Source organism: Sulfolobales archaeon, from assembly GCA_038897115.1.
In the GTDB taxonomy this organism is placed as follows: domain Archaea; phylum Thermoproteota; class Thermoprotei_A; order Sulfolobales; family AG1; genus AG1.
In genome coordinates, this window is the sequence record JAWAXC010000015.1 from 1 (window position 1) to 23,313 (window position 23,313).

General features: G+C 43.9%; 22 protein-coding genes and 1 pseudogene. 8 read left to right on the forward strand and 15 right to left on the reverse strand.

Annotation, left to right across the window (positions count from 1 at the left end):
- A partial coding sequence (locus QXE01_03305; protein MEM4970261.1) for a zinc ribbon domain-containing protein occupies positions 1–199 on the forward strand: 199 nt, incomplete at its 5' end.
- 423 nt (positions 200–622) lie between these two features.
- Here QXE01_03305 and QXE01_03310 read toward each other — a convergent pair.
- The 5 genes from QXE01_03310 to QXE01_03330 all read right to left on the reverse strand — a co-directional run bounded on the left by QXE01_03310 (position 623) and on the right by QXE01_03330 (position 3,710).
- Entirely contained in the window at positions 623–1,069 is a 447-nt protein-coding gene (locus tag QXE01_03310) for a PIN domain-containing protein (protein MEM4970262.1), read from the reverse strand.
- Positions 1,026–1,277 carry an AbrB/MazE/SpoVT family DNA-binding domain-containing protein gene (locus tag QXE01_03315; GenBank protein MEM4970263.1) on the reverse strand — a complete coding sequence of 84 codons (252 nt, stop codon included), beginning with the start codon at positions 1,275–1,277 and terminating at the stop codon, positions 1,026–1,028. The genes QXE01_03310 and QXE01_03315 overlap by 44 nt, the downstream gene beginning before the upstream one ends.
- A 720-nt stretch (positions 1,278–1,997) precedes the next feature.
- Positions 1,998–2,378: a hypothetical protein gene (locus QXE01_03320; protein MEM4970264.1), complete on the reverse strand. Its 381-nt coding sequence runs from the start codon at positions 2,376–2,378 to the stop codon at positions 1,998–2,000.
- Between the two features lie 111 nt (positions 2,379–2,489).
- Positions 2,490–2,663, reverse strand: a complete 174-nt coding sequence (locus QXE01_03325) for a hypothetical protein (GenBank protein MEM4970265.1) — start codon at positions 2,661–2,663, stop codon at positions 2,490–2,492.
- Between the two features lie 108 nt (positions 2,664–2,771).
- Positions 2,772–3,710: an ABC transporter ATP-binding protein gene (locus QXE01_03330; protein ID MEM4970266.1), complete on the reverse strand. Its 939-nt coding sequence runs from the start codon at positions 3,708–3,710 to the stop codon at positions 2,772–2,774.
- Between the two features lie 193 nt (positions 3,711–3,903).
- On the opposite strand from QXE01_03330, the gene QXE01_03335 reads away from it, so the two are divergent.
- Both QXE01_03335 and QXE01_03340 read left to right on the forward strand, forming a co-directional pair.
- Positions 3,904–4,728 (forward strand): hypothetical protein, encoded by an 825-nt coding sequence (locus tag QXE01_03335; protein MEM4970267.1) that lies wholly within the window; start codon positions 3,904–3,906, stop codon positions 4,726–4,728.
- Positions 4,725–5,498, forward strand: coding sequence for a hypothetical protein (locus tag QXE01_03340; protein MEM4970268.1), 774 nt, complete (start codon positions 4,725–4,727; stop codon positions 5,496–5,498). Before QXE01_03335 ends, QXE01_03340 begins: the two co-directional genes overlap by 4 nt.
- A 264-nt stretch (positions 5,499–5,762) precedes the next feature.
- Here QXE01_03340 and QXE01_03345 read toward each other — a convergent pair whose 3' ends face one another.
- Both QXE01_03345 and QXE01_03350 read right to left on the reverse strand, forming a co-directional pair.
- Positions 5,763–7,025 carry a tRNA pseudouridine(54/55) synthase Pus10 gene (locus tag QXE01_03345; protein ID MEM4970269.1) on the reverse strand — a complete coding sequence of 421 codons (1,263 nt, stop codon included), beginning with the start codon at positions 7,023–7,025 and terminating at the stop codon, positions 5,763–5,765.
- A gap of 424 nt (positions 7,026–7,449) precedes the next feature.
- Positions 7,450–7,674, reverse strand: a complete 225-nt coding sequence (locus tag QXE01_03350; GenBank protein MEM4970270.1) for a hypothetical protein — start codon at positions 7,672–7,674, stop codon at positions 7,450–7,452.
- Positions 7,675–8,096: 422 nt separating this feature from the next.
- Here QXE01_03350 and QXE01_03355 point away from each other — a divergent pair, with 422 nt between their 5' ends.
- On the forward strand, positions 8,097–8,510 hold the full coding sequence (locus QXE01_03355; GenBank protein ID MEM4970271.1) for a PaREP1 family protein: 414 nt from the start codon (positions 8,097–8,099) through the stop codon (positions 8,508–8,510).
- 26 nt (positions 8,511–8,536) lie between these two features.
- Here QXE01_03355 and QXE01_03360 read toward each other — a convergent pair whose 3' ends face one another.
- The 4 genes and pseudogenes from QXE01_03360 to ppcA form a co-directional block, all read right to left on the reverse strand.
- Entirely contained in the window at positions 8,537–10,006 is a 1,470-nt protein-coding gene (locus QXE01_03360) for a glycosyltransferase family 2 protein (GenBank protein ID MEM4970272.1), read from the reverse strand.
- Positions 10,003–11,400, reverse strand: coding sequence for a ParA family protein (locus tag QXE01_03365; protein ID MEM4970273.1), 1,398 nt, complete (start codon positions 11,398–11,400; stop codon positions 10,003–10,005). The genes QXE01_03360 and QXE01_03365 overlap by 4 nt, the downstream gene beginning before the upstream one ends.
- 188 nt (positions 11,401–11,588) lie before the next feature.
- Positions 11,589–12,491: an SDR family oxidoreductase gene (locus QXE01_03370; GenBank protein ID MEM4970274.1), complete on the reverse strand. Its 903-nt coding sequence runs from the start codon at positions 12,489–12,491 to the stop codon at positions 11,589–11,591.
- Positions 12,492–12,721: 230 nt separating this feature from the next.
- Positions 12,722–14,253 (reverse strand): annotated as a pseudogene (gene ppcA / locus QXE01_03375) (phosphoenolpyruvate carboxylase).
- Between the two features lie 504 nt (positions 14,254–14,757).
- Here ppcA and QXE01_03380 point away from each other — a divergent pair.
- Genes QXE01_03380 through QXE01_03390 form a run of 3 tightly spaced genes read left to right on the forward strand, consistent with a single transcriptional unit; the run spans position 14,758 to position 18,829 of the window.
- A complete protein-coding gene (locus tag QXE01_03380; GenBank protein ID MEM4970275.1) occupies positions 14,758–15,951 on the forward strand; it encodes a hypothetical protein in 1,194 nt (397 codons plus the stop codon).
- A 6-nt stretch (positions 15,952–15,957) separates the two neighbouring features.
- A complete protein-coding gene (locus tag QXE01_03385) occupies positions 15,958–17,115 on the forward strand; it encodes an electron transfer flavoprotein subunit alpha/FixB family protein (GenBank protein MEM4970276.1) in 1,158 nt (385 codons plus the stop codon).
- On the forward strand, positions 17,099–18,829 hold the full coding sequence (locus QXE01_03390; protein ID MEM4970277.1) for an FAD-dependent oxidoreductase: 1,731 nt from the start codon (positions 17,099–17,101) through the stop codon (positions 18,827–18,829). Before QXE01_03385 ends, QXE01_03390 begins: the two co-directional genes overlap by 17 nt.
- A gap of 52 nt (positions 18,830–18,881) precedes the next feature.
- Here QXE01_03390 and QXE01_03395 read toward each other — a convergent pair whose 3' ends face one another.
- The 4 genes from QXE01_03395 to QXE01_03410 form a co-directional block, all read right to left on the reverse strand.
- The gene (locus QXE01_03395) at positions 18,882–19,793 is read right to left on the reverse strand and encodes an oxaloacetate decarboxylase (GenBank protein ID MEM4970278.1); all 912 of its coding nucleotides are present in this window, start codon (positions 19,791–19,793) and stop codon (positions 18,882–18,884) included.
- Between the two features lie 124 nt (positions 19,794–19,917).
- Positions 19,918–22,002, reverse strand: a complete 2,085-nt coding sequence (locus QXE01_03400; protein ID MEM4970279.1) for an N-6 DNA methylase — start codon at positions 22,000–22,002, stop codon at positions 19,918–19,920.
- An 86-nt stretch (positions 22,003–22,088) separates the two neighbouring features.
- Entirely contained in the window at positions 22,089–22,283 is a 195-nt protein-coding gene (locus QXE01_03405; GenBank protein MEM4970280.1) for a hypothetical protein, read from the reverse strand.
- Positions 22,284–22,464: 181 nt separating this feature from the next.
- Positions 22,465–22,770, reverse strand: a complete 306-nt coding sequence (locus QXE01_03410; GenBank protein MEM4970281.1) for a hypothetical protein — start codon at positions 22,768–22,770, stop codon at positions 22,465–22,467.
- 219 nt (positions 22,771–22,989) lie between these two features.
- Between QXE01_03410 and QXE01_03415 the strand changes: the two genes are divergently transcribed.
- Positions 22,990–23,262 (forward strand): hypothetical protein, encoded by a 273-nt coding sequence (locus QXE01_03415; protein ID MEM4970282.1) that lies wholly within the window; start codon positions 22,990–22,992, stop codon positions 23,260–23,262.
- The last annotated feature ends 51 nt before the right edge of the window (positions 23,263–23,313 follow it).

Here is a 23,313-nt window from a genome sequence, read left to right on the forward strand (position 1 = left end):
TAAAGACGATGAGGCTTGGAGATCATTCTTATCATCTCTTACTGATAAAGGCCCCAAGATAAACTTCGAGATTGTTCATATATGGAGCTATGGATATCTATTGAGAAGGCTGAGAGAGGTTGCTGAGGAATATGGGATAGAGGTTGAATTCGTTGATGAGGAAAGCGCATCAAAAACATGCCCGATATTCACCAAATAAATAAATATGAGTCTTTAAAGTCCTCTCAGCAACATGCTATGAAGCTAAACAATCCCAGCTATAGTTATCATTCTTAACACTTCTCTTGGCATGTCCCTTGAAAAGACTTTATAGCATTCTCCTCCCCATACTATGACCTGTGACCACCTGATCATGCATCTACTACTGGATACCGCCTAAGATCTGTCATTAGTGAAAAAATTCACATTACATCCTATATGGATAGACTTCTTGAAATGCCGGGGGAGGGTTGGTGTGATCTCCTATCAAACCTGAGAGCTTGTTAATTATAAACGGAAAGAGCCAACCCCCCTGTGATAGGCGGAACCAATACTATAAAATCGCTTGGTGTTCCTATAGAGCTGGGAGAAGATCAGATCTATGAAATACTTTAGATGGGTTTGCAGTGACCGTGTCTGTGTGCTAGAGTGTTGTTATTATGATATTTATGTCCTCCCCTACACCCTCTAGGAAGTTGATGAGTTCCTCGTCTAGAGTTAGGAATTGCAAATTATTTTCAGCTGCTATCGCATAGAGCATCAGATCTATTAAATCCTTAAAATTCTTTCTCCTAAGCTCTATGGCTTTGAGAAGCGAGGTATACTTCAGAGGTGCTTTAACGAAATTCCTCTCAATACTCATTAAACCCTTCTTCACCACCATAGGATCGTAGTGAATCTTGCTTAACTTCCAAGCTATCTCAAGAATATTTAGCTCTGTGTAATAAATCTCAACCTCTCCCCTTCTATGTTTAGCCCAAAGTCTATCTAGCAAATCCTCAACCTCTCTGACTCTAACTCCAACTATTGGTAGAAGAAACGATGTATCAAGAAGAATTTTCACCTTCATATCTGCTCTGCTCCTCCTCACTAACCCTCTCTATCTCCTTTAAAGTAGTCTCAGCAAATTTAGTTCCTTTTAGTGCAAGCCAGAAAGGGTTTGGTATGGGGATGGCCACAAGCTTGTCTCCTTCTACCCTTAGCTCCAGGTATGAGCCCTCAACAATTCCGAGCTTCTCCGCAATATCCTTTGGTATATATATAGTGTTCTTCTTACTAACTCTGACAATACTGCTCATATAAAACACCCAGAAAATAGTATAATACCCAGACTAAAAAATAACCTCTCAGATATAAATGCAAATCTGAAACATAATTTACTATCAGGTGTTCCCTCTATATATATGAGTAGATCAGTAATATTAACGATGGATTTTCTATAGAGTTGGCGTCTATGCTTCTCAGTATCTTAGGGGCGGTTTAATTGCTTCTGCTTCACTATTAACATTATCACACGTGACACTTGTAATCTATTTTAATAGCTCTAATCCTAAAGGGATCGGGTTTTCATTGCGGATAATACTGTTGGTTTCACCGCTCGCTCTCCTAACCCCTATCTGGCTCCCCATGCCGCCTACGGGAGCTAACCTCCCCTCGGGGACATGGAGAGCCTCATTGGCTGATTTCCAACATAAACAAAACCCATGCACACAACCCCGCAAGTATATGTTAGTTGCAAGGCCATAAACGCTTACCTACCCTTCCTTCCATTCTATATTAGAATTACTGATCTATTTACAGCTGAAAGTCTCGCCCTTTTAGGGCGGGGAGGAGGTCAGATGAGTGGAGATGGGGATGTTGTATTTATATAATGAATATTGAGGATAGCCTATTCGAGCTGGGAAGCAGCACGTAGACTAGCCAAGATGTTAGGGCATAGCAGTGAGAGCCTAGCTAAAGACTAAGATTGAGACTGCATGCTGGGTTAAGATTGTCAAAAAAGGTTCAAATTACAAGACTCACAGTAGGTATAACTCTATCTTCTCTAGCTTCCCCGTCCTCGGGTCTACCCTGAATCCCAGCTTCTCGAGGGCTGTCACGCCTAGCAAAGCGTCAACACCTGCAGGCATCTTGAGGTCGGGCCAGACTTCGATATCACCGTAGGTTATTGAATCCCCCACCCTGATCTCACCGCCACCATATCTAACCCTAATAGCTTCGCCATTCGGAAGCTTTCTAGGCCTCTCATATTTAAACTCTATACCCAATCCCTCAACCTTCTCCGGGGCGGTGATGATATCCCCGTAGAATCCTGTGTCAACAAGAGACCTCAGCCTAACCCCACCCCTAGGACCGCGAACCTCGACGTCGACAACCACAGAGCCCACAGCATACACCATTCAAATGCTTTCCCAGAAATTTTTAATATTCAACCGGCTCTCAACCTCATTGCTTGAATTCGAGTAGGAGCTTAACAACTGAAAGTCTCGCCCTCTAGAGCGGGAAAGGGGTTAGTGGGACTTCTCCAATAACCTTATCATCTCCTCAGAGTTTGTTGCATCTCTCACATCCACGCGAGAATCACCTGAAGACATTCTCTTAGAATCTTTAAAAACATATACATCAAAAGTATCTTTTGCGAACCTGTTTAAACCAATAGATAGCCATGGAGAGATTTGATACATGTATAATCCCAAGATTATTTCTAACCCTTAGCATATATGTAGTAGATATGGCTATGTAATGGGTAAGCGCTTGATAAAAAGAATCAGAAATTCTTACTATATTCTCCATTATTGTAATATCCTTTTCTTTGTATAGTATAGAAATACATCGTCAAGGGTTAGCTCTCTTATATTTATCGCCTCTATCTTTGCACCTAATTCTGAAACTATCTTTATGAGATCTGCTAGCTTTTTTCTGCTCTCTGGCATCCTAAGTATTATATGCGATTCCCCTATCACGAGCTCTGTGACGTTGAATGATCCCTTGATCATATCTCCAACCCTTGGATCAGGTCTGCCCTGCACCTTAATCTCTATGAGATCCCCCGCAGGTATCTTATCCTTAAGCTCTCTCGGCGTTCCAACATCTATCAGCCTCCCACGATCTATGATCGCAACCCTATCGCTCAGAACCTCAGCCTCATAGACCTCGTTAGTGGCGACAATAACAGTAGATCCCTCATCTCTAAGCCTCCTAATCTCCTCCCATATTATATGCCTACCCTCCAGATCAACCATGGCTGTGGGCTCATCAAAAATAGCCACCTCAGGCCTTTGGATCAATACCTTCGCAACCTCAACCCTCTTAGCCTCTCCCCCAGAAAGAAGCGCTGACATCCTCCTCGAGAAACCCTCTATCCCAAGCCTCTTCATAACCAGAGACAATCTCCTATCTCTCTCCAAACCCCTAATACCATATATAGAGGCGTGGAACCTCAAGATCTCATAAGGCGTGAGCCTCCAATAAAGCTGTGGATTCTGAAAAGCTATACCCACAATCTCCCTAACCCTCTTATCATCCCTCCTTATATCGAGGCCCTTGATAACAGCTGTGCCTCTTGTAGGCTTGAGGACTGTTGCTAGGAGGAGTAGGAAGGTTGTCTTACCAGCACCATTAGGCCCGAGGATTGTGAAGATCTCACCCTCCCTAATATCAAGATCTATTCCATCGAGGGCCCTAACACTACCATAATACTTAGCAAGATCATATGTTCTAATCGCCTCCACAGATCCCACCCAGGCGGAGACTTATATATCGCTCCACCTAGTGTCCATATACTATGCGCATAGGGATATATAACTTTTAATAAGGTTATATATTAATGAATAATTAATGAGCTGATTAATGATGTGAATTATCATCTACATTATCTATAGATAATAAGGCTCTTCAAATATATAGATAAGGCATCAGGGATATATGGTGTCCAGAAGCATTAAAGAGACTATATTACTAGGGAGGTTTGAGAGTATCTCGAAAGGTTTTTTAGAGCTAGATCGTGTTGCGCGTCTAGCAATACTGATCTTTGTTTCAAACTTTTCCTGGAGATCTCTTATCCTCACTCTTTTTATGAATGCTTTTCGTATTTATCTCTTTGCATCTCTACTATCTATTCTAATACCTCTCCCCAGCTATAGATACTATCTATATTCTGGCGTGATTTTCCTAGCACTATTCACAGCTATATATGAGGTTGTTGAGGAGATCCTTATAGTGATGACTAGGGTTCAGATGCATCTATATACCTACTCCCTCCCATTGGGGGCTTTTCAAAAGCTTCTAGGGATTTCCCTGGGATCTTCTCTCTGGGCTGTTCTCACGGTTCTCCCCTATGTGGTTGTGATCATAGCCTCCCACGATCCTGCAGGTGTAGCTATGGTTCCGCTCATATTCTTTGCCATTATATTTGTTTCAGCCTCTCTAGGGGGTGTTATCGGCTCTATGGTTATATCTATTAAGAGGAGATGGATATACACAATACTTTCGGTTATCATCGCTGATCTAGGCATCAGGCTGAGCACAACTCTCTATCCCATCGATGCTATTCCAGAGATCTTTAGGGTTCTAGCTATGATTAACCCTATAACCTATTTTGCGAATATGTTTCACATGGTCTTCGGGGTTGATCCAAGGCTCCTGCTAGATCCCTCACTATCTATCCCCATATTGGTTAGCTTATCAATATCCCTAATAACCACCCAGCTCCTGATCCTGAGGAGATTCTCGGAGGGGGGTAGATTTTGAAGGGCTATATATCCCCGCTAGCATCTCTAATAGCTATTAATATTATGATAGCCATGTTTAGAGATGTCCCGCTTCTAGCGATTATATTTATACTTGTCATGAGTGACTTTACAATATTCAGTCTATCCCTCTCAAACATTATTGGCAGAGACTATCTATTCTATCTAATAACAGGGCTCATCATATCCTTCGCTGTGAGCTACTCGGCTGTATCGATAAGGCCTCTAGCTGCTTCTAAGATGGTGGACAGGGTTTTAATATATATTAGCTCGCTACCAATCCCCAGGATCTATGTACCGCTATCCTTCATATCATCATCCATACTGATCTCCCTAATAGCCTCTACAATCCCACTCCCGCTATACTATCTATACATATATATCTTCGTGCCAGAGGCTATGCTTAGCCCAGCCACGATAGCCCTGATCCTCATACCCCTAGCACTGGTATCTCTAATGGTATCCTCAATCATGACTATGGCAGTATATCTCACAGACAACTTCGCACTATATCTAACAACTGGAAGCCTACTCATAACACTGATGAACTTTACAAGCACAATCTACTACCCGCCCGAGGCTTTTGCAAAGCTACTGGGCTGGGAAGTTGCTAGCGCAATTAGATATAACCCTGCAAGTCTAGCTTCAGATATTGCAAGATCTATGGTTTCTGAGGAAACACCTCTCGAACCCATAACTATATTATCTATAGAATCGATAGCCTCGACTATAGCCTCGCTCATGATAATCCATAGATATTACCGCTACTAGATCATATCATCTAGATATATTGTGTACATGCTGAAATCAAACAAACTAAATAGTATAGCATCATCGGTATTTGATAGCTGGCCTCCTCCCCTTTCAATTCTATAGTAGATAATTCTATGTTATCACCTGGTTTAGCCCTACGCCCAGTCTTGGGCGTGTACCCCTATCACCTCTCGGAGATATAGCTGGAAGCCCCCATCTCTTCCATATCATCTAGAGGTTTTGCTGCCATGCCTATTGCCATCTCATCATCTAACTGTAAAGCTATAGCTCTATTCTGATCACATCTATCTCTAGGGGTTTTAGATCTGCACTTAGTATTGATGATAAGCTTGGAGATGTTCTGCCCTCATCCCCTGTTATGGCTTCTTCGATGTATATTCTGCTTGGTGCTGATGCTATGATCTCGAATGTTCTTTCAGAGATCCTGTGGATTGCTTCGACCCTTAGATCTCCTATGTATCTTCTCTCAGCCCCTCCCCTCTCCACTATTCTTTTGGGTGTTCTCTGCTCTATTATTATGGGGCTCTGGCTCTTCAGCCTCTCTATCTCTTCATCTCTGAGCTCTCTGCCTGAGTATATATATATTCTATAGGCTATCCTCTTAACCCTGTCTGCTAGGTCCTCGATATCCCTTCTCCTCCCCTTTCCAATAATATATATAATGTATATTCCCTGCTCTCTGTTGATTATCCTGGATATTGTTTCTAGGTTTCTCCTACCTGGTTTTGGGGATTTGATTTCAAGTATTGAGTAGCATCCATCGCCCAGGATTCTATATCTTGATGTGTCTCTCACAGGTATCGAGATCCTGATGCCCTCCCCAAGATCTTCTGCGTTTTTCTCTAAAACATCCTCTAAGGATCTCTTCCCCGGTCTCTTCTTAAAGCTGATGCCCCTCACAAGCTTCACGATCTTTGAGCTGATTGTTAGGGAGGGTATCACAGCCTCTATAGATCCTCTGGGTATGTCTAGGATAAGCATTATCTCGGGATCGCTGAGGTCAGGCTCAAAACCATATGCTCTCAAAACACCCTTTCCAATCTCCCTTTTAAGCTCGTTCTTAATCGACTCCCAATGTTGTAGCGAGAACTCCCTAGCTATCTCCTCCTCAGCCTCTAAAGAGCCCTCGGGAGGCCTGACACCGAGTATGAATCTCCTGAAACCCATAGCCCTCAGAGACTCGCCGACCCTTTTAACCCACTCATCTATAATAGACTCTATCCTACTGCCACATACATAGCATGGAGACTGCTTCGGAGGATCTAGACCATATATATGTCTATAGAGGCTTGAAAAGGGCTCACCAGCATTTAGAGAGTAGAGATATATCCTATCCCTAAAACCCTGAGGATCCCTAGAGGCCCCCGCATGAAGCTCCATAGCCATTAGAACCTTTATAGACCTCCCCCTCTCAAGATTCGAAAGACCCATACCAAGCCCAGCAAAGAACCTCCCAAGACACCTATCACAGAGGGGATACCTCTCAAGAATCCTACTAGCCAGCATCAAAACCCCGCTATCCACCAGCAACCCCGATTGCCACATAACTACTTACCCACAACACTGATAAACAATTAGCGAACCCCGCCCTAAACCCTAAGGGAACGAGGCTTTCAGTCGTAAACTATTGAAGTACGTTAAACTATATTTTTCTCTCAGCTCCCCCTCCTTCGCTAAATGTTTAGGATCTGGCTTGACCACCTCTATACCGTGTCTTGCTAAACGCCTCATAGAATGATGGTATTTCAACCTCTAGCCTTTCAGACATTATTAGAAGATCAAGCTCTATAAGGGCATATGGCGACACTTTTAAAGGCCTAACGCTTTTAATAATCTCAACCGCTTCGCGATGATGTTTATCGATTCTATCTAGAGGCTAGAGCTAGAATAACACCGATCTCAATTACTGCCATCTCTCCCTGACCCTTGTCTCAGCCTCTTTTAATGCTTATTTTCTCAACTCTTTAATCTCATTCTCAACATCTACCGTCCTACGTATAACTGATGATGTAAGAAGATCTATGGGATCTCTAAGCGGCTCGATAATTAATTTCCTATCCTCAACTCGGGCACTAACAACACTTCCTATATTAAGTATTGATCTGATTTTCTTAGGAATAAGGATCCTATCTTTACCATCAACCCTTAATATAAACTCCAACTTCCCACCCATTATGACTACACCTCCCACTAATATAGATTCAAACCACTAGCTTAAGATCCTCATTAGAAAAGGTTAAGGAGAGACCCATTCATTCCACCAGCCTCATAGCAAAAGTTATGGCTTCACCTACAGCATTCCCCTCACACATTACTTTTAATTATTTTTCTCTAGTTTTATTTCTTTGATTAGGTTAGCCCTTGGTATGGGTCAGGGTCTCTAATAATAATTATTGTAAGATTTATGGAATAAATCAAATAAAACCCTTATAATACCTAACTTAGGATAGTAATGTTTTGAAGCTGCTGATCTAAAAGAGATTATAGCTTGTGATCGCTTGGAAGGGTTTTGAAAGAGTCGAACATTCCATGGTAATGTATTAATAAATTGTATTAATAATGTGTTGAATAGGAATTTTTGTGGTTGTGGTGGCTTTGAGTGTTGAGGAGAGAATTAGAGTATATCTTGAGGATGCTAAGAGGTTTCTTGAGGAAGCTCTGAAGGAGTTTGAGGAAGGTGTGAGAAGTGGTGATGTTATTAGAATTAGAGATGCTGCTGAAAAGGCCTGGAATTCTATTGTTCAGTCAACTAATGCTCTCCTGCTAAAGCTTGTTGGTAAAGTGCCCTCAAGTCACTGGGAAAGGAGGAGACTTTTGAGAGAGATTGAAAAAGATCCTAGTCTGGCGGAGTTTGGTTTTAGAGATAGGTATGCAGCTAGAGAACGCTATCTCCATGAATTAGTTTTCTACGAGGGTATAGTTGATGTTGAGGATGTGAAGTTCGAGCTTGAAAAAACCCATAGATATATTGAGGAGGTAGAGAAAATACTCAGAGAGCGACATAGATAGGTTTGCAAAGATAAGAGTGAGAGTACTTACATATCTCTAGTTGATATAGCTATACCTCCTGCTAAAAATATTAAGTGATATGCTGCCCAGAAGATATTTATTGCTACTGAGTATATATATCCTAGATCATATGAGTGTTGAATCCTCAGTAACCCGACTATAATTGAGACAAGCAGGAGTAGAAGAACGATTAGATGGGGTATTAATAGCTTTACATTTCTTGATTTCCTACTACCTTTAGGGGTGACTTTAAAAGGTATCTTCTTACCCAGCACCCAGCGGATAAACGAGAGGGTGATTGCGTAGAATGCGAGATACTCAACTGCCTGATGATAGTAGAATTCCTTTAAACCATATTCACCTCTCCCTCTTACAGATATGATAAAAAGAGCTACTGAGACAAGCATATATGGAATATATGCTAGCAAATACAGCATAGGATCCATACGCAGTATAGGCAACCCCAAAAGCAGAAATGTAATAGGGGCTATCAGCTCAAAAAGGGTGAGTGGCCCTTCTTTTAGCCAATAGAGGAATCCTGCAAAGAAATCAAAAAACACAGATGCCTTTAAACCACTTTTAACCAGGCTTGGAGCTATTTGGAAATATCCAAAAGACCATCTAGACTGCTGGGTAACATATGCCCCCAAATCTTGCGGGGGTTCACCATACCATATAAGCTTTGCATCTACATAGATCACCTTGTATCCCCTCTCTAAAATTGGTATTGTGGTTGCTACATCCTCCGTTATACTATACTCTCTGAAGAAACCTACTTCCTTAAGGGCCGATATTCTAAATACCGAACCAGATCCGAGGGAAAATGCAGATGCCCCATTTCGACCTCTCATGATGACTCTTAGGAAAGGTTCCTGCTGAGATCTAGCACCATGGGCTACTCCACTTACTATTTCAGTATAGCCCTGGGGTATTTGAACAATAGCTACTTCAGGATCTTCGAAGTAAGGTAGTACCAACTCGAAGAACCCCTCAAGAGGCCTCTGATCGGCGTCAAATATAGCTACTATGTCATATTTATCCGATATAATTCTCAGAGCATCATTTATCGCTCCGGCTTTAAAACCTCTTCTACTTGATCTATGGATATATATAATCCCGTTTTCCCGGCAGAATTTCTCGAGCTTTTCTCTTATATCCTCTCTAGTTGAGTCGTCCAAGAGATATACATCACCAAATCCCTTGGTAGCATCCTTCACGGATAAAAGTGTCCCCATAACGATCTCAGGCTCTTCATTATAAGATAAAACAAGCGAAGCAACTCTAAGCCTAGGTAGTCTACCTAGATAGTGAAGAGTATAGCTTCTAGCCCTAAGTGATACTATATAGAAGTTTATAAATGTATAGAGACCTACAACCATGGCTAACCATAAGCCAAATGCGATCACTATAGTGTATATATTAGCATATGTGATTATTGTAAATATCACTGCAATTAGTAGTGGGGATATAGCTATGACTAGATTAGATATCCTCAACTAGCAACCCTAACTCTATAGTTCTGATACTCGTCCACATCTATAATTGCATCAACATATTCCTCTGCCCCTATGCATCTGCTATGGTCAAAAGCATCGCTTTCACATATAACTATAATTCGAATCTCATACCTATTCCTTAGAGTGCCTATTAGTGCTCCCCAGAACTCGTTCTCTTGTAGTCTTATATCGCTATATTTAGACATAGGTATAAGATCGTTTCCTCTATATATAACTATAACGTTTGAATCTGGCAACTTCACCGCTATCTCAGTGGCTAGCTTCTTTCCAACTCTTATGATATCATATATGCTTTTTGCATTAAATCTGTCTTCTCTATATGTTGGAAGCAGTAGCAGTAGGTTGTATTTAAGATATCCTTTCGTATCGTTAAAGGCTTCATAAATATCTTTCTTGGTTAGAATAACACCCGCTTTTTTAACTCCCAGAGAGCCCTTTTCCTCAGCGAGCCTCTTGATGATACCCAATATCAGGGCTCTATGATCAATTCCTCTGGCTGGGATTTTCACTAGAATCGATCTTCGGGTAGTAATAAGGCTGGCAATAGCTTCAGCAGGATCCTTAGGCATAATATAGTCTTCACCCCTGTAACTATCTTTAACTATGATTTCTGCAAGCTTTTTAAGCTCGTGTATCTCTATATCAGACCCAATAAGATGGTTCTGGCGTATCAATAGCTCTCGATATATTGGAATTATAATGCCATAAGAGCCGTTTAAGAGCTTCACTATGGATTCAAGCTCTTGTCTAGCTAGGTTAATGTTATCAATAAAGTTATAAACCTTGTTTATGATGAATATAGTAGTAGCAGAGATCTCGGCCTTATCTCTAAGGGCCTCTCCTAATGTAGCCCTTAGTGTACTATTGCTGAAATCACTTACATAGATCTTAAATTTCCTTGCAACGGTGTGTGCGGTTTCAAATGCCCTCTCTTCATATGGAATTATTCTAGCTAGCTTGCAATTCGTAGGAGGTGTATTGATAATAAAGTAATCATATTGATCAGATTTTAGGGCGTGTATATATGACTCCCAGATCTTTTTCTCTGTTTCATATCTATATATTATCTCCTCAAGATCCGTGTCTTCATTTGTATCCATATTCACAATGTTAATGATTCTAAGATCACCATTGCCGGTCTTTAATGATAGTGTAGTGAAACCGTAAATAGTGTCGTGGAACAATTCTCCATGAGAGGTTCTCTCGATAGCATTAGGGGCTAGTACAGGAGAGAGCGGATCCATGTTAACTATTAGAACCTTATTTCCTAATTTTGCTATCTCCTTACCTAAATATAGAGACAAAGTGGTTTTGCCAACACCTTGTTTTACACTTATCATTTCTATTCGTGCTGGAACTAGCTTCACTATCATTATACCTTAAGATATAAATGACTATTAAGCTTAAAAATATGAATAAATCATTAGCCTGCTCAATAAATCTCAAGCTAACACTATTAACTAGGGATATTGTTCTATGATGGTAGCACATCTATACAGTTGAATGCAAATTCTTAGGATATTATTATAATTATATATAATAATATTGCTATTTGCTAAAGCTAGATAATCCCTGATGATCTCAGGATTCTGAGGGTCTCAGCGGCTTTTGAAGGATCTGAGAGGATCTTCTTCAGGGTATCGGCAAGCCCCTGTACTCCTGTTAGGATTTCTGCAGAGTTCGATATTATATCCTCATCCAGATAGATCATCTTTGTAGTCATGCCCCCATCGATCACAATGTTAACCCCCGTGATCCATCCTGCTTCTTCGGATGCTAGAAAAGATACCAGGGCTGCGACATCCTCTGGAGTTCCTACCCTTCCCGCAGGGTGCTGCATATGATCAAGCCTCGATAGCCTAGGCTCTCTAGGGGGGTAGGCCCACCTGCTAGTATCAACCCAGCCAGGCGATATGGATACAACTCTTATTCTATATCTAGAGAGGCTCATAGCTAGAGCATGGGTTAGTGCTAGGAGTCCTCCTTTAGATGCTGAATAAGGCTCTGTATTAGGTTCTGACTGGAGAGCTCTCGTGCTTGCGATATTTATTATAACACCACCCCCTCTCGAAGCCATGACTTTGGAGGCGTGTTTAGAGAATAGATAGGGCCCTGTTAGATTCACAGCTATAACCCTTTCCCACTCATCTAGGGTTTGATCAAAGAGATGCCTTCCAGAAGAACCGATCCCAGCATTGTTGACTAAGATATCAACACCACCATATGTCTTCAAAACCTCATCAACACATCTAACTACATCATCCTCCTTAGAGACATCACCTCTCACAAAGATGGCATCTATGCCAGAGCTTCTCAACTCCCTAAGCCTGTAGAGACCTGCCTCACCATCTATATCGAATATAGCGACCCTAGCCCCCTCAGAGCCGAGCCTATATGCTATAGCAGCCCCTATACCCTTAGCACCTCCAGTCACGATCGCGATCCTCCCATTATGCCTAGGCATCTCCCAGAACACTGCTTCTATTGTCTAAAATCCCTAATATAGAAAATTGATCTCAAATGTGATGAGCAATATAATTAGAAACCCTCTATTAGGATCCTTTCTACCATGTCTAGAATAGAAATTTAACAACAATATCCAGCTGATCAAGTATTATTGACTCCTCCTCGCTCTAAAGAATCGAGGCTTTCTATTGTAATTAGCGCTTTATTATTCAGCTGTTCAGGGGGATGCTAACCTATAGATCTTCTTATTAGGGCCATCTCCAGAACATGGGTTTTCGCCTCTTCAACCCTACCCTCCCTATGTGCTAATAGGAAGAGTGTTGAGAGGTATGAATACTTCCTCTCACTATAGCTATTACCCCCTGCCTTTATCCCTAGCTGTTTTTCTAGGAACTCTATATCACTTTGGATCTCTCTTGCTATGCTTCTATCAACCCCGAAGATTGTGGTGATAAGCTCGAGGGCCTCGGGGTTATAGTATTTTGCAGCTGCCTCTAAATCCCTTTTTAGGTTTCTATAGATTCTATTCACCAGATCCCACTCACCCTCTCTAAGCCCTTCGAGGGCTGAGAGGCCTAGGAGCTCTGGCGGGATCCCCATTGTATACATGGCTCCACAGAATGTAATTGCTCTTGGCAGTCTCACCTTGCCTGCTTCTCTAGCATATCCGAATAGCCCTATGTGGAGTTTCCTAGCCCTCCTCCTCGGTATATAGGTTGCTACAGTATTTATGGCTCCAGCCATGGCCTCTATTATCGCTTGGTATCTAGCTGTGTATCTCCTAACTATCTCTTCAAGGGTTCTGGCCTCTCCATGATCTAGCTCATAGGCTTCTCCAGGCTTTGAGTTGTTTATAGCCTTGATAGCCTCGATCACTTTCTCTTCTGGATAATCATATTTAAAGGCTGACTGTATTGTGTAGGTATATACCCCTCTATACTCCTTGATCACATATGCATAGTTATCAGGGCTCATATGACCTCTAAAGGGCAGGGATCCTGCGCCTATTATTGGATAGATAAGTGTTTCCAGCTCCCTAGAGAGCCTTGAGAGCTCGCTCAGAGCATATTTAGCTAGGAGGACTGCACTAAACATCCCATAGTTCATAGCAGGATCGGATCTAGCTATGAAAACACTCATATACGGAGGCTTTATAACCCTCCAAAAATCAGCAACGATCCTGCCTATGCCGAGCAGGCTATCCATATCCTCCACAAGGGAATCATCTCGATCGATCTGGGGCATGTATCCCCAATAAGATCCTTCACCCTAACACCCTCAAGAAGCTCGAGATCCCCCCTACCAACTATAACCCTCTCATAGTATCCCAAAACAGAGATTAGCTCCTGATAACTTGTTGTAAGAGGCAGGATCACCTCGAAGATCGGTGGCACCCTGGCTCCATAGAACCTCTCAGCAACATCACAAGATACAGCTATACTCTCCATAGTCTCCGAGAAAACCTTCCTCTCAGCACCCTCAACCCTAGGGTTGGGGATTCTATAGGTTATAAAGACATCCCTACCAAGAATCTTTTCCCTAAAATAATCAGGATATCTAGAGAGCAGCTTCCTAACAACATGGGTATCCACATCCTTACCCTCAGCATCCCACATAACCTCGTGAATCCACAGCACAGAGAAAGCCCTATACGCCTCCTCAACCTCAGCATCTCCCCCGATCACCTCATCACCAGCCCACCCAGGAACCCTAGCATTATCAGGATGCTGCGTAGACATAGTCCTCGGGAGCCTGCGCAACCTACCTCGGAGAAAAATATAAATATAGGCTATATAAAACCCACTCGCCAATCTCGAAACCCTTTATTCCGGCTATATAGCTGGTTATCTGATATAGATCTCTCAGATACTATTAATATTACAGGAAGATGTAACAGGCCTAGACATATTCAAGCTAAGGCTTAGGAAGGTATTTCTAGAGCCTATATATCGGGGACATAGATAGAGAATAAGCATTTCTCCCTTCCCAATAGTTTTAAACTCATAGATGCCTTAGACATGCTATAACATCCATAGGTATCCAGAAGGCTCCAGATTTATTGTTAAGGCAGAAATTATTTTTCATAGCTAGATGGGTTTATAGTAGGCTAGCTTTTTCATTCTAGCCTAAGGGGTGTTATAATTATCATCGATGTTTCCTAAGCCTTAGCTAGGTGTTTTTCTGTGTTGCCTTTTATTTGTTTATGCTATGAAACCTCTGTTATAATATTATCTTGTGTGATATAGTTTAGAAGGGGATGGTATGTGCTGGTGTTCGCGCTGGTGAAGGGGGTGCCTGCTAATACTACTAGGGTGGTTAGTATAGGCGGTATTCTTAGGAGGGAGGAGATGGATATTGTGTTGAATCCCTATGATAGGAAGACTATTGAGGCTGCTGACTATATGAGGAGGAGGGTTGGTGGGAAGTTGATCGCGCTCTCCATGGGCCCGCATCCAAAGATAATACCTATTATGAATGAGCTCTTCGAGGCAGAGGTCTCCGGTATCGATGAAGCATATATTCTGAGTGATAAGAGGATGGCTGGATCCGATACATGGGCTACCTCCTATACCCTTTCAAAGGGTATCTCGAAGATTCTCTCGATCCATAGAGAGGCTATCGAGACCCTTGCAAAGGCTGTGGAGGCCGGGGAACCCATTGAAAGGGTTGAGGCCCTCGCAGCAGATCTATATAGGAGGAATCTACTGCCAAACAAGATCTATAGTGATAAGCCCTCTATAAGGGAGACCCTTATAAACATGCTCTCAGAGGGTAAGATCTCGAGGGAGGAGGCGTCGAAGATCCTGTGGGAGGAGGCGAATAAAATCTATAGGGAGTTCGTGATCTTCGCTGGTATGAAGACCTCAGATGGGGAGACAGGTAATGTGGGGCCACAGGTTGCTGAGGCCCTCTCACAGGAGCTGGGCTTCCCCATCCCGCATGTCTCGTTTGTACTTGATTTTGAGTATATAGGTGAGAGGAACTCGATTGTTGCTAGGAGGAAGCTTGTGAATCTGATCCAGGTTGTTGAGGTCGAGATCCCAGCTGTGCTTACAATCCATGTTGAATACTCAGCACCTCCGATACCTCTATCTGGTAGGAGATGGTCTCTGCTAAACAGCTATAGAGGTAAAAACAGGGATATAAAGATCTACAATGCTGATGATATAAAGGCTGACCCCAGATTTATAGGCCTCGCAGGGTCTCCAACAGTTGTTGGGCCCGGGGTTGATATTAGTAGGCCGTATATGAGGAAGATCGTGGGATCCTCTTTAATCGCTGCCAAGGATATAGATAAGATCAGCTATGGGGATAAAACCTATGGCCCATATAAGAAGGGGGATCTCCTGGATAGCCTTCCAGAGGAGGTTAAAAGGGATCTCATTTCCAAGGGGCTTGCGAAGGTATTCGATTATGATGATCTTGCAGAGGAGATTATAAATGCTCTGAAGGGGTAGAGGGGTATGGCTCAGACGCAGCAGGTTCTGAATGTGCTCCCACCAACACCTGATCTTGAGAGCTATAGGGATGTCTGGGTATTCATCGAGATTCTAAAGGGTAATATGCTTGGCTACTGCTTGGAGGGGATTGCCGCGGCTAGGAAGATCGCGTCTAAGGTTAATATGAAGGTAGGCGCTCTAGTGGCGAGCGATGTTGTTAGCGATGAGACCGCTAGAACCCTTATAGAGCATGGGGCAGACTATGTTGTTGCAGTTGAGCACCCATATCTAGCTGATTACGAGCCATTCGCATATACACAGGCTCTCGAGGAGGTTATTAGGGAGAGAAAGCCCTGGGCCCTCATATTCATGGCCGACGAGCTAGGCAGGGATCTAGCCCCTAGGCTTGCATATAGACTTGTGACGGGGCTTGCAACTGATAACATTGACTTCGATGTTGAGGACTTCTACCATGGTCTTCTCAAGGAGAAGTACACAAATATATTGGCCCAGATAAGGCCTGACTTTGCAACCAGGATAGCTAAGATCTATACTCCTAGGCATAGGCCCCAGATAGCATCTCTAAGGCCCGGATCTTTCAAGCCCCTCCCAAGGGATCCTAGTAGGAGGGGTGAGGTATATAGGTATAAACCTTCTCTAACGAATTACCAGAGGAAGATCAAGGTCCTAGGCTACGAGGCTATAGAGGATAGAGGTGCAGAGCTCCTAGAGGCAAAGCTTATAGTGAGCCTCGGCCTCGGGATTCTGAGGGATGCTGAGGGTAACCCCAAGAACCCCCTAGAGGCTGTGGAGCTTGCGAGAAAAATCATAGATCTTGTTAGGAATAGGCTAGGTGTTAAAGCCGCTATGGGCGCTTCAAGGGCTCTTATACATGCAGATGTTAAGGAGCTGAGGGGGATTATAACCCATGATATACAGATAGGCCAGACAGGCAAGACCGTTTCTCCTAAGGTCTATATAGCTGCTGGGATCAGCGGTGCTATACAGCATAGAGTAGGTATTCTAAGGGCTGGGAATATAGTATCGATCAACATAGATCCTAGGGCTCCTATACATGAGATAGCTCACTATGTAATAATAGAGGATCTATATAAGGCGCTTCCAAAGCTGTACGAGGCTCTTCTCAGAAGGATAGAGGGTAGAGGTGCCCAGGGTGGTTGATAAACACGACGTTATAGTAGTTGGTGCAGGCCCTGGCGGGTGTGCAGCTGCATATTATCTAGCTAGGAGAGGCTATGACGTTGTCCTCCTAGAGAAGGCGAAGGTTCCTGGGCAGAGGAATGTTACCGGGGGCGTTCTCTATGGCTCCTACATACCTGGATATGGGTTAATAGATCTCATACCCGAGTTTGAGTCCGAGGCGCCTCTGGAGAGAAGGGTTGTTAGATATAAGCTAGCAATGATCTCAAGCCCATCATATCCTGGGGAGTATAGATATAGATCTGTTTCTCCGAACGCGAGATCCTATAGAGTTCTAGAGATAGCCGAGGGATCCTTCCTAGATAGGTTTGTCCATAAGGGGATCTCGACGGGGCATGACTATACAGTTATAAGGGCTAAGTTCGATAGATGGTTCTCGAGGAAGGTTGAGGAGGTCGGGGGGATCGTTGTTACAGCAACGGCTGTTGAGGATCTCGTATTCGAGGGGGACAGGGTTGTAGGGGTTAGAACGGATAAGGAGGAGCTATACGCAGATCTAGTCATAGATGCAAGTGGTGTTACAAGCAAGCTGGTTATAAAGGCAGGGCTTAGAGAGCCTCTGCAGCCGTGGCAGGTGTATCATGGTGTTAAGCAGGTCTACCAGCTGAGCGAGGAGGAGATAAACAGGAGGTTCGGTCTCAAGAGCGGTGAGGGGATGGCTATAGCTATTATGGGTGATTTTCTACACGGGGCTATTGGAGGAGGCTTTATATATACAAATAGAGATACGATCTCCGTTGGGATAGTTGTATCGATAGATAGTATGATTGATAGTCTGAAGAAGAACGTGGATAAGGTTGGCAAGCCCCTGGATATCTTGGAGGAGATGATCTCACACCCATATGTATCGAGATATCTCGAGGATGCTAAGCTAGTTGAATACTCAGCCCACAACATACCAAAGGGTTATAAGACCATGCTTGAGAAGCCATTGAGAAGCGGCTTCCTAGTAGTGGGAGACGCACTAGGGGCTTTTGTCAAGATAGGAGGGCTTATAGATGGTATGAGGAGGGCTATAGCAACTGGTATTATGGCTGCCCAAACATATATATATGCTAGGAAGCACCATGACTTCAGCGAGAAGACCCTAGCAGTATATCTAGATCTTCTAGAGCCTATATATAGGGATATAAGGAGATCTGCTAGAAACTCCCTTCTATCCGAGAGCAAGCTCCTCTACGGCCCTGGATACAGGCTTCTCCTCAGGATCCTAGGTAGGAGCGAGACAACGGTGGTTAATAACACCGTTATTGAGAGGGACGCTATACAGAGGATCCAGGAGAGAACGGGGATTCTAGTCTATGAAGAGGATAAGGTATACTCCCATATAAGGGTTGACTATGAGAGGGCTAATAAAGATCCATATAAGCTGTGGGTACCAGCATGCCCGGTTAACTGCTACACAATCTCAGTACCTGGCAAGGGTATCTTCGCATCCTATAGAGATCTCTATAGATATAACCTCGAGATGCTCAGAAGATCTAGAGGATCTAAGGGTAACGGATCCCTAGCCTCAGAGGCAATCAGAGAGACATGGAGAGATGTGGCTAGAGCCGAGGTTAGATTCGACCATGTCGCATGCATATCATGTGGCACATGCTGGGTCATAGGCTATCCAGCGATAGACTTCAACCCAGAGAGAGGGGGGCATGGAGTCAAGTTTAGATATAGCTAGAAACCAGTTTATCCTCTGAATATAGCTGGTTTTCAACTAGGATACTCTGGGTTTATCCGCTCTTAGCCCTGGATCTATATTTATCCTCCAACTCATAGATCTCTGGCCAGCCTATGAAGTCTGTGAACTCTTTGAAATCAGCCATTAGCTCCCTAGCATTTATCGGTGTACCATCCCTTTTAATTATATTGAGAACCTCTTTCATAGCCTTTGTAGCTGCGAGGAGTAGGGCTATAGGGATTATCACAATTTTATAGCCTAGTCTTCTAAGGGTCTCCAGATCTACTGGCGGTGTTTTTGTACCAAAGCCTGCCCAGTTAAAGAGCAGGGGTACCCCTTTGAACTCCCTTGCAATAGCCTCAATCTGCTCTACATTCTCAGGCCCCTCGATAAATAGTACATCAGCCCCAGCCCTATAATACTCCCAAGCCCTTTCAAATGCCCTCTCAATCCCCTCAACAGCTATGGCATCTGTCCTGGCTATGATTAGAAAATCCTTGTTTCTCCTCGCATCTACAGCAGCTCTGATCTTCTCAACCATATCCTCAACAGGGATTAGCTCCTTACGAGCCATATGCCCACACTTTTTAGGCCAAACCTGATCCTCTATATGTATCCCAGCGGCACCAGCATCTTCATAGGCCTGGACAGTCCTGATAACGTTGATCGGGTTTCCATAGCCTGTATCTGCATCAGCTATGACGGGTATGTTAACAGCATCCACGATCCTTCTAACATTGTCAACCATCTCTGTCATAGTGATCAACCCAGCATCGGGATAGCCGAGCATCGATGCAGCTGTGCCAAAACCCGTTATATATACCACTTCAAAGCCTGCAGCCTCAACAAGCCTAGCACTCAGTGCGTCATATGCGCCTGGTGCTACTATTATATCTCTACTCCCCATTAGCTCCCTTAGTCTCCTAGCACCGTTTATCCTCTGTCTCATCAACCTCCTACCCATGACCCCCTATCCCCTTCAACTAATAATCCCACTAATTATAAAACCGGGTTTCATAGTGGGTTTCTCAGTGCTAAGCCCTTTCTAGTTGCACGGTGTGTTTGTTATCCTTAAGATGGAAGTGCTTCTATAGTGCTTCGGCCAAGAGATCATGTAGTCTTTCAACAAAGCCTTTAGGATCGTGTAGCCCTAGTATTTTCACTATAAGCTCGTCGATCTCGCGGCGGTAGTCTCTATAGAGTTGGTGTTTCAAGGGTGGGAAGGTGAGGTTTTTGAGCGAGTTGATCAGTTTTGATGCCTCCTCTAGATAAGTCCTAGCTATCTTGGGATTTGGGATAGGCATGTTTAGATAGTCGTTCTCTAAAAACCTAGTCCAAGTCTCACCTATTTTTCTACTGCCGTAGATGAATAGCAGTAGGAATAGCGAGCTATTGAACCACAGGGCTAGTAGGGGTGCGTATCGGCTGTTATTAATCATTATATAGAAGTTCTTTGTAGCCGTGGTTCTATCTAGGCTTACGATGGCGAAGACCCCTCTATTTCTGAAGGTTGCATCCACTTTATCTGGTAGGAATAGATGTCCGAAGGGGTTTTTCGAATGCATCTGTCTATAGATATGTGAATACCAATATCTACCAAACGATCTAATAGCTGGTAGGGCTGCAGCTGCCTCCACACCCCACTCGATATACCTACGTATATCCCTTGGAAGATCTTCAAGATCTTTAGGAGGGATCGATACGAGGTAGTGATCCGGTTGGACAACTATTTTATCCAGGTATAATCCTGGTTTTCTTAGAGAGGGTATCAAGTACTCCATATCTATTTCAAGCTCCTCCCCTCTATTTATATTTCTCACTATAACCCTATCTCTCCACGCCTTCCCCACAGCCCAGTACCTATTCGGTAGAATAAAGAAGTCAGGGCCATACATCTCAACACCACGTACAATGCTTTGCCTGCCAAGCACATCTTTCCAGAGGGCCAGAACCCCTTGGTTAAGACCGCTAAGTATTGTATCTATTACTAACCGCTTTACCTCACTTTCCTCGAATAAAAGCAGCCAATTCATGTCTAGGATATAAGGTAGTCTATATAGGTCTACGAGGTTAACTCTATAGCCGTGCCCCCCATGGCCAGGGTCTACCCCTAGTATATTCTCCACAAGGGCTGACATGTTAAGGATCTCCTCATCCTCTATCGTTATAAATGCAGTTCCACCGCTATGTTCATATCGCTTCATAGCTATGAGGATTACTTCTTTGAACCCACAGTCTATCGAGAATGCAGGCTCTGCCCTCTGTATCATAGCAGCTACACGGTATCTCTCGCGTAGCAGGCTCTTCACACCTTGGCCATAGATTGTATAGAAGGTCGAGGCTGGCAGGATAGTTGCTAGTAATCCTCCCTCGCTAAGCACTGAGTCTATTAGGAAGAGGGATAGGGCCTGGAGATTGATCTGCCTCCTACTTATAAACCTCGAGTACCCAGCTAAAGCCGCTATCTCCATGAGAAACCCTCTGTAGCTCTCTTCCAACGCCTCCCACCTGGTGAAAGGGGGATTGGTTAATACCGCATCAGCTCTATAGATGTTGCCTCCTCTGAGAGATCTGTCTAAGGAGGCTGTTTTGCCCCAGATAATTTTGAAGGAGTCCCCGCATTTCACATCTATAGCATCATCTATACCGATAACCCCCAGTAGAGAGGCGTATGCCACGATACAGGCTAGAGGCTGTTTCTCCACACCCCATACACGTCTAACCCTATGAACACCTAGGCTCTTGATCGCCTCGGTTAGAGTGATAGCCGTACCCATGAAAGGATCTGCAACAACTATATCGTTTCTCCCCGTCTTCTCAACAAACCTTCTAACCAGAAGACCCATGATCCTCGCGCCCAGAGGCCCTGTATAATATGCTGCAAGCCTTTTCCTCACATCCAAAGATAGAAGACGCGGAACCTCATACCTATATACCTCTATATCCCCATAGGAAACCCTACCCATCTCCTTCCCAATATCGCGGATAATGCTCCCTATGGCGTTTTCATCCACCTCTATCCCGATCCTGCTAAGGAGCTCTCTCATACCTTCAGCACTAAGCCTAATACCTGTGGCATTGACTATATATGCTAGGGAATCAACTAATATCTTATACGCCCTATCCCTATCACTTACCTCTACAGCATCTATACCGAAAGATCTAAGCATCATCCCCTTCACACTCCCAGCACCCTTGTAGAAGCCCGAACCCAACATAGTATAAAAATATTATTCAAAAAAGTGGTATCTGAGCATTCCTAGCTTTTGTTTCTCATTATGAGTAGATGCTCTGTTGGTGTCCTCTCATCCTCTAGCCCTGTCGCTGGGTTTATCCTGGAGTTGAATAGTCTTCTAGATACTATTCTGTCTATTAATGTCTCTATATGTTGGAACCCTAGGCTCTCCAGGTGCTCTCTCAATATCTCATCGATTGGTATCCTAATATTCCTCATTTTAACCGGCCCTACGAATATGGCTATTACCTCTACCCTCTTGCTGTTGTTATTTAGGAACTGGGCTAGGGATTTGAAATATGTGTCGTAGAGCTTGAGCAGCTTTGGATGTCCTAGAGATGCTACCCTAGATCTGTATTCACTATATGTCCTGCTATTAACCTCAGCCTGTGGGGGGTTGTTATATGGTATCTCCTCGTCTATGATCGTCTATGAGCACCCTCATATCAGCACCACTATATCCCAGCCACGCCAGCTCTATCTTGAAGCTCCTGATATACTCCTGAGCCTGTAGGTAGGGAGGCGATGTTATCATTAGCTTCACGTTTCTATCCAGCCTCTCCCTAAGAGAGTCGAAAACCACTAGCCTCCCACCCTCCCTCCAGCTCGTCCTAATCACGACCTCGACCTTCCTAGGCTTGAGAGCATGATACTCTCTAACCTTCTCGTATGTCTCCCTAGCATATTCCCAGTACATCTTCTCCATCTTGGATTTCCAGTCTGTGGATAGGAGTTTCCCAACCCTTTCCTCAGCATATTTAGATCTGTAGAGCTTGGCTATCTTCTCGTCGGAGTAGCTGGAGAACCTTGAGACCTTTAGCAGGGGGATAGCAACTAGGTATGCCAGGCACTCAGAGAGGCTCCTCCTAACAACTCTATGCCAGTACCCCCAAGCCCTTGAAGGGGCTTCTAGGAACTCCCTAGGATGCCAGTAGAATATGTTCTCCCATGCGGGCTTGAAAGGCTCATCATAGCCTCAGCTGATGAGGAGGTGTTTGCTATCCTTGGGGAGGACAGGATCTTATACATCCCCATAGACAGCGACATCGGGAAGGAATATGCTGTGAGGGTTGTCAAGGGGGGTCAGGAATTCCTTGGGCTTCATGTGTCCGCCTTCGCCTCCATACTCCCTGTCCGGCTCCCCATGCCGCCTGCGGGACTACCTCCCATCGGGGACACGGGGAGCTTCATCGGCTGACTTCCTCCCCCTCACATTGCTCATAGAGTTCATAGTACCAGCCTCAAACAA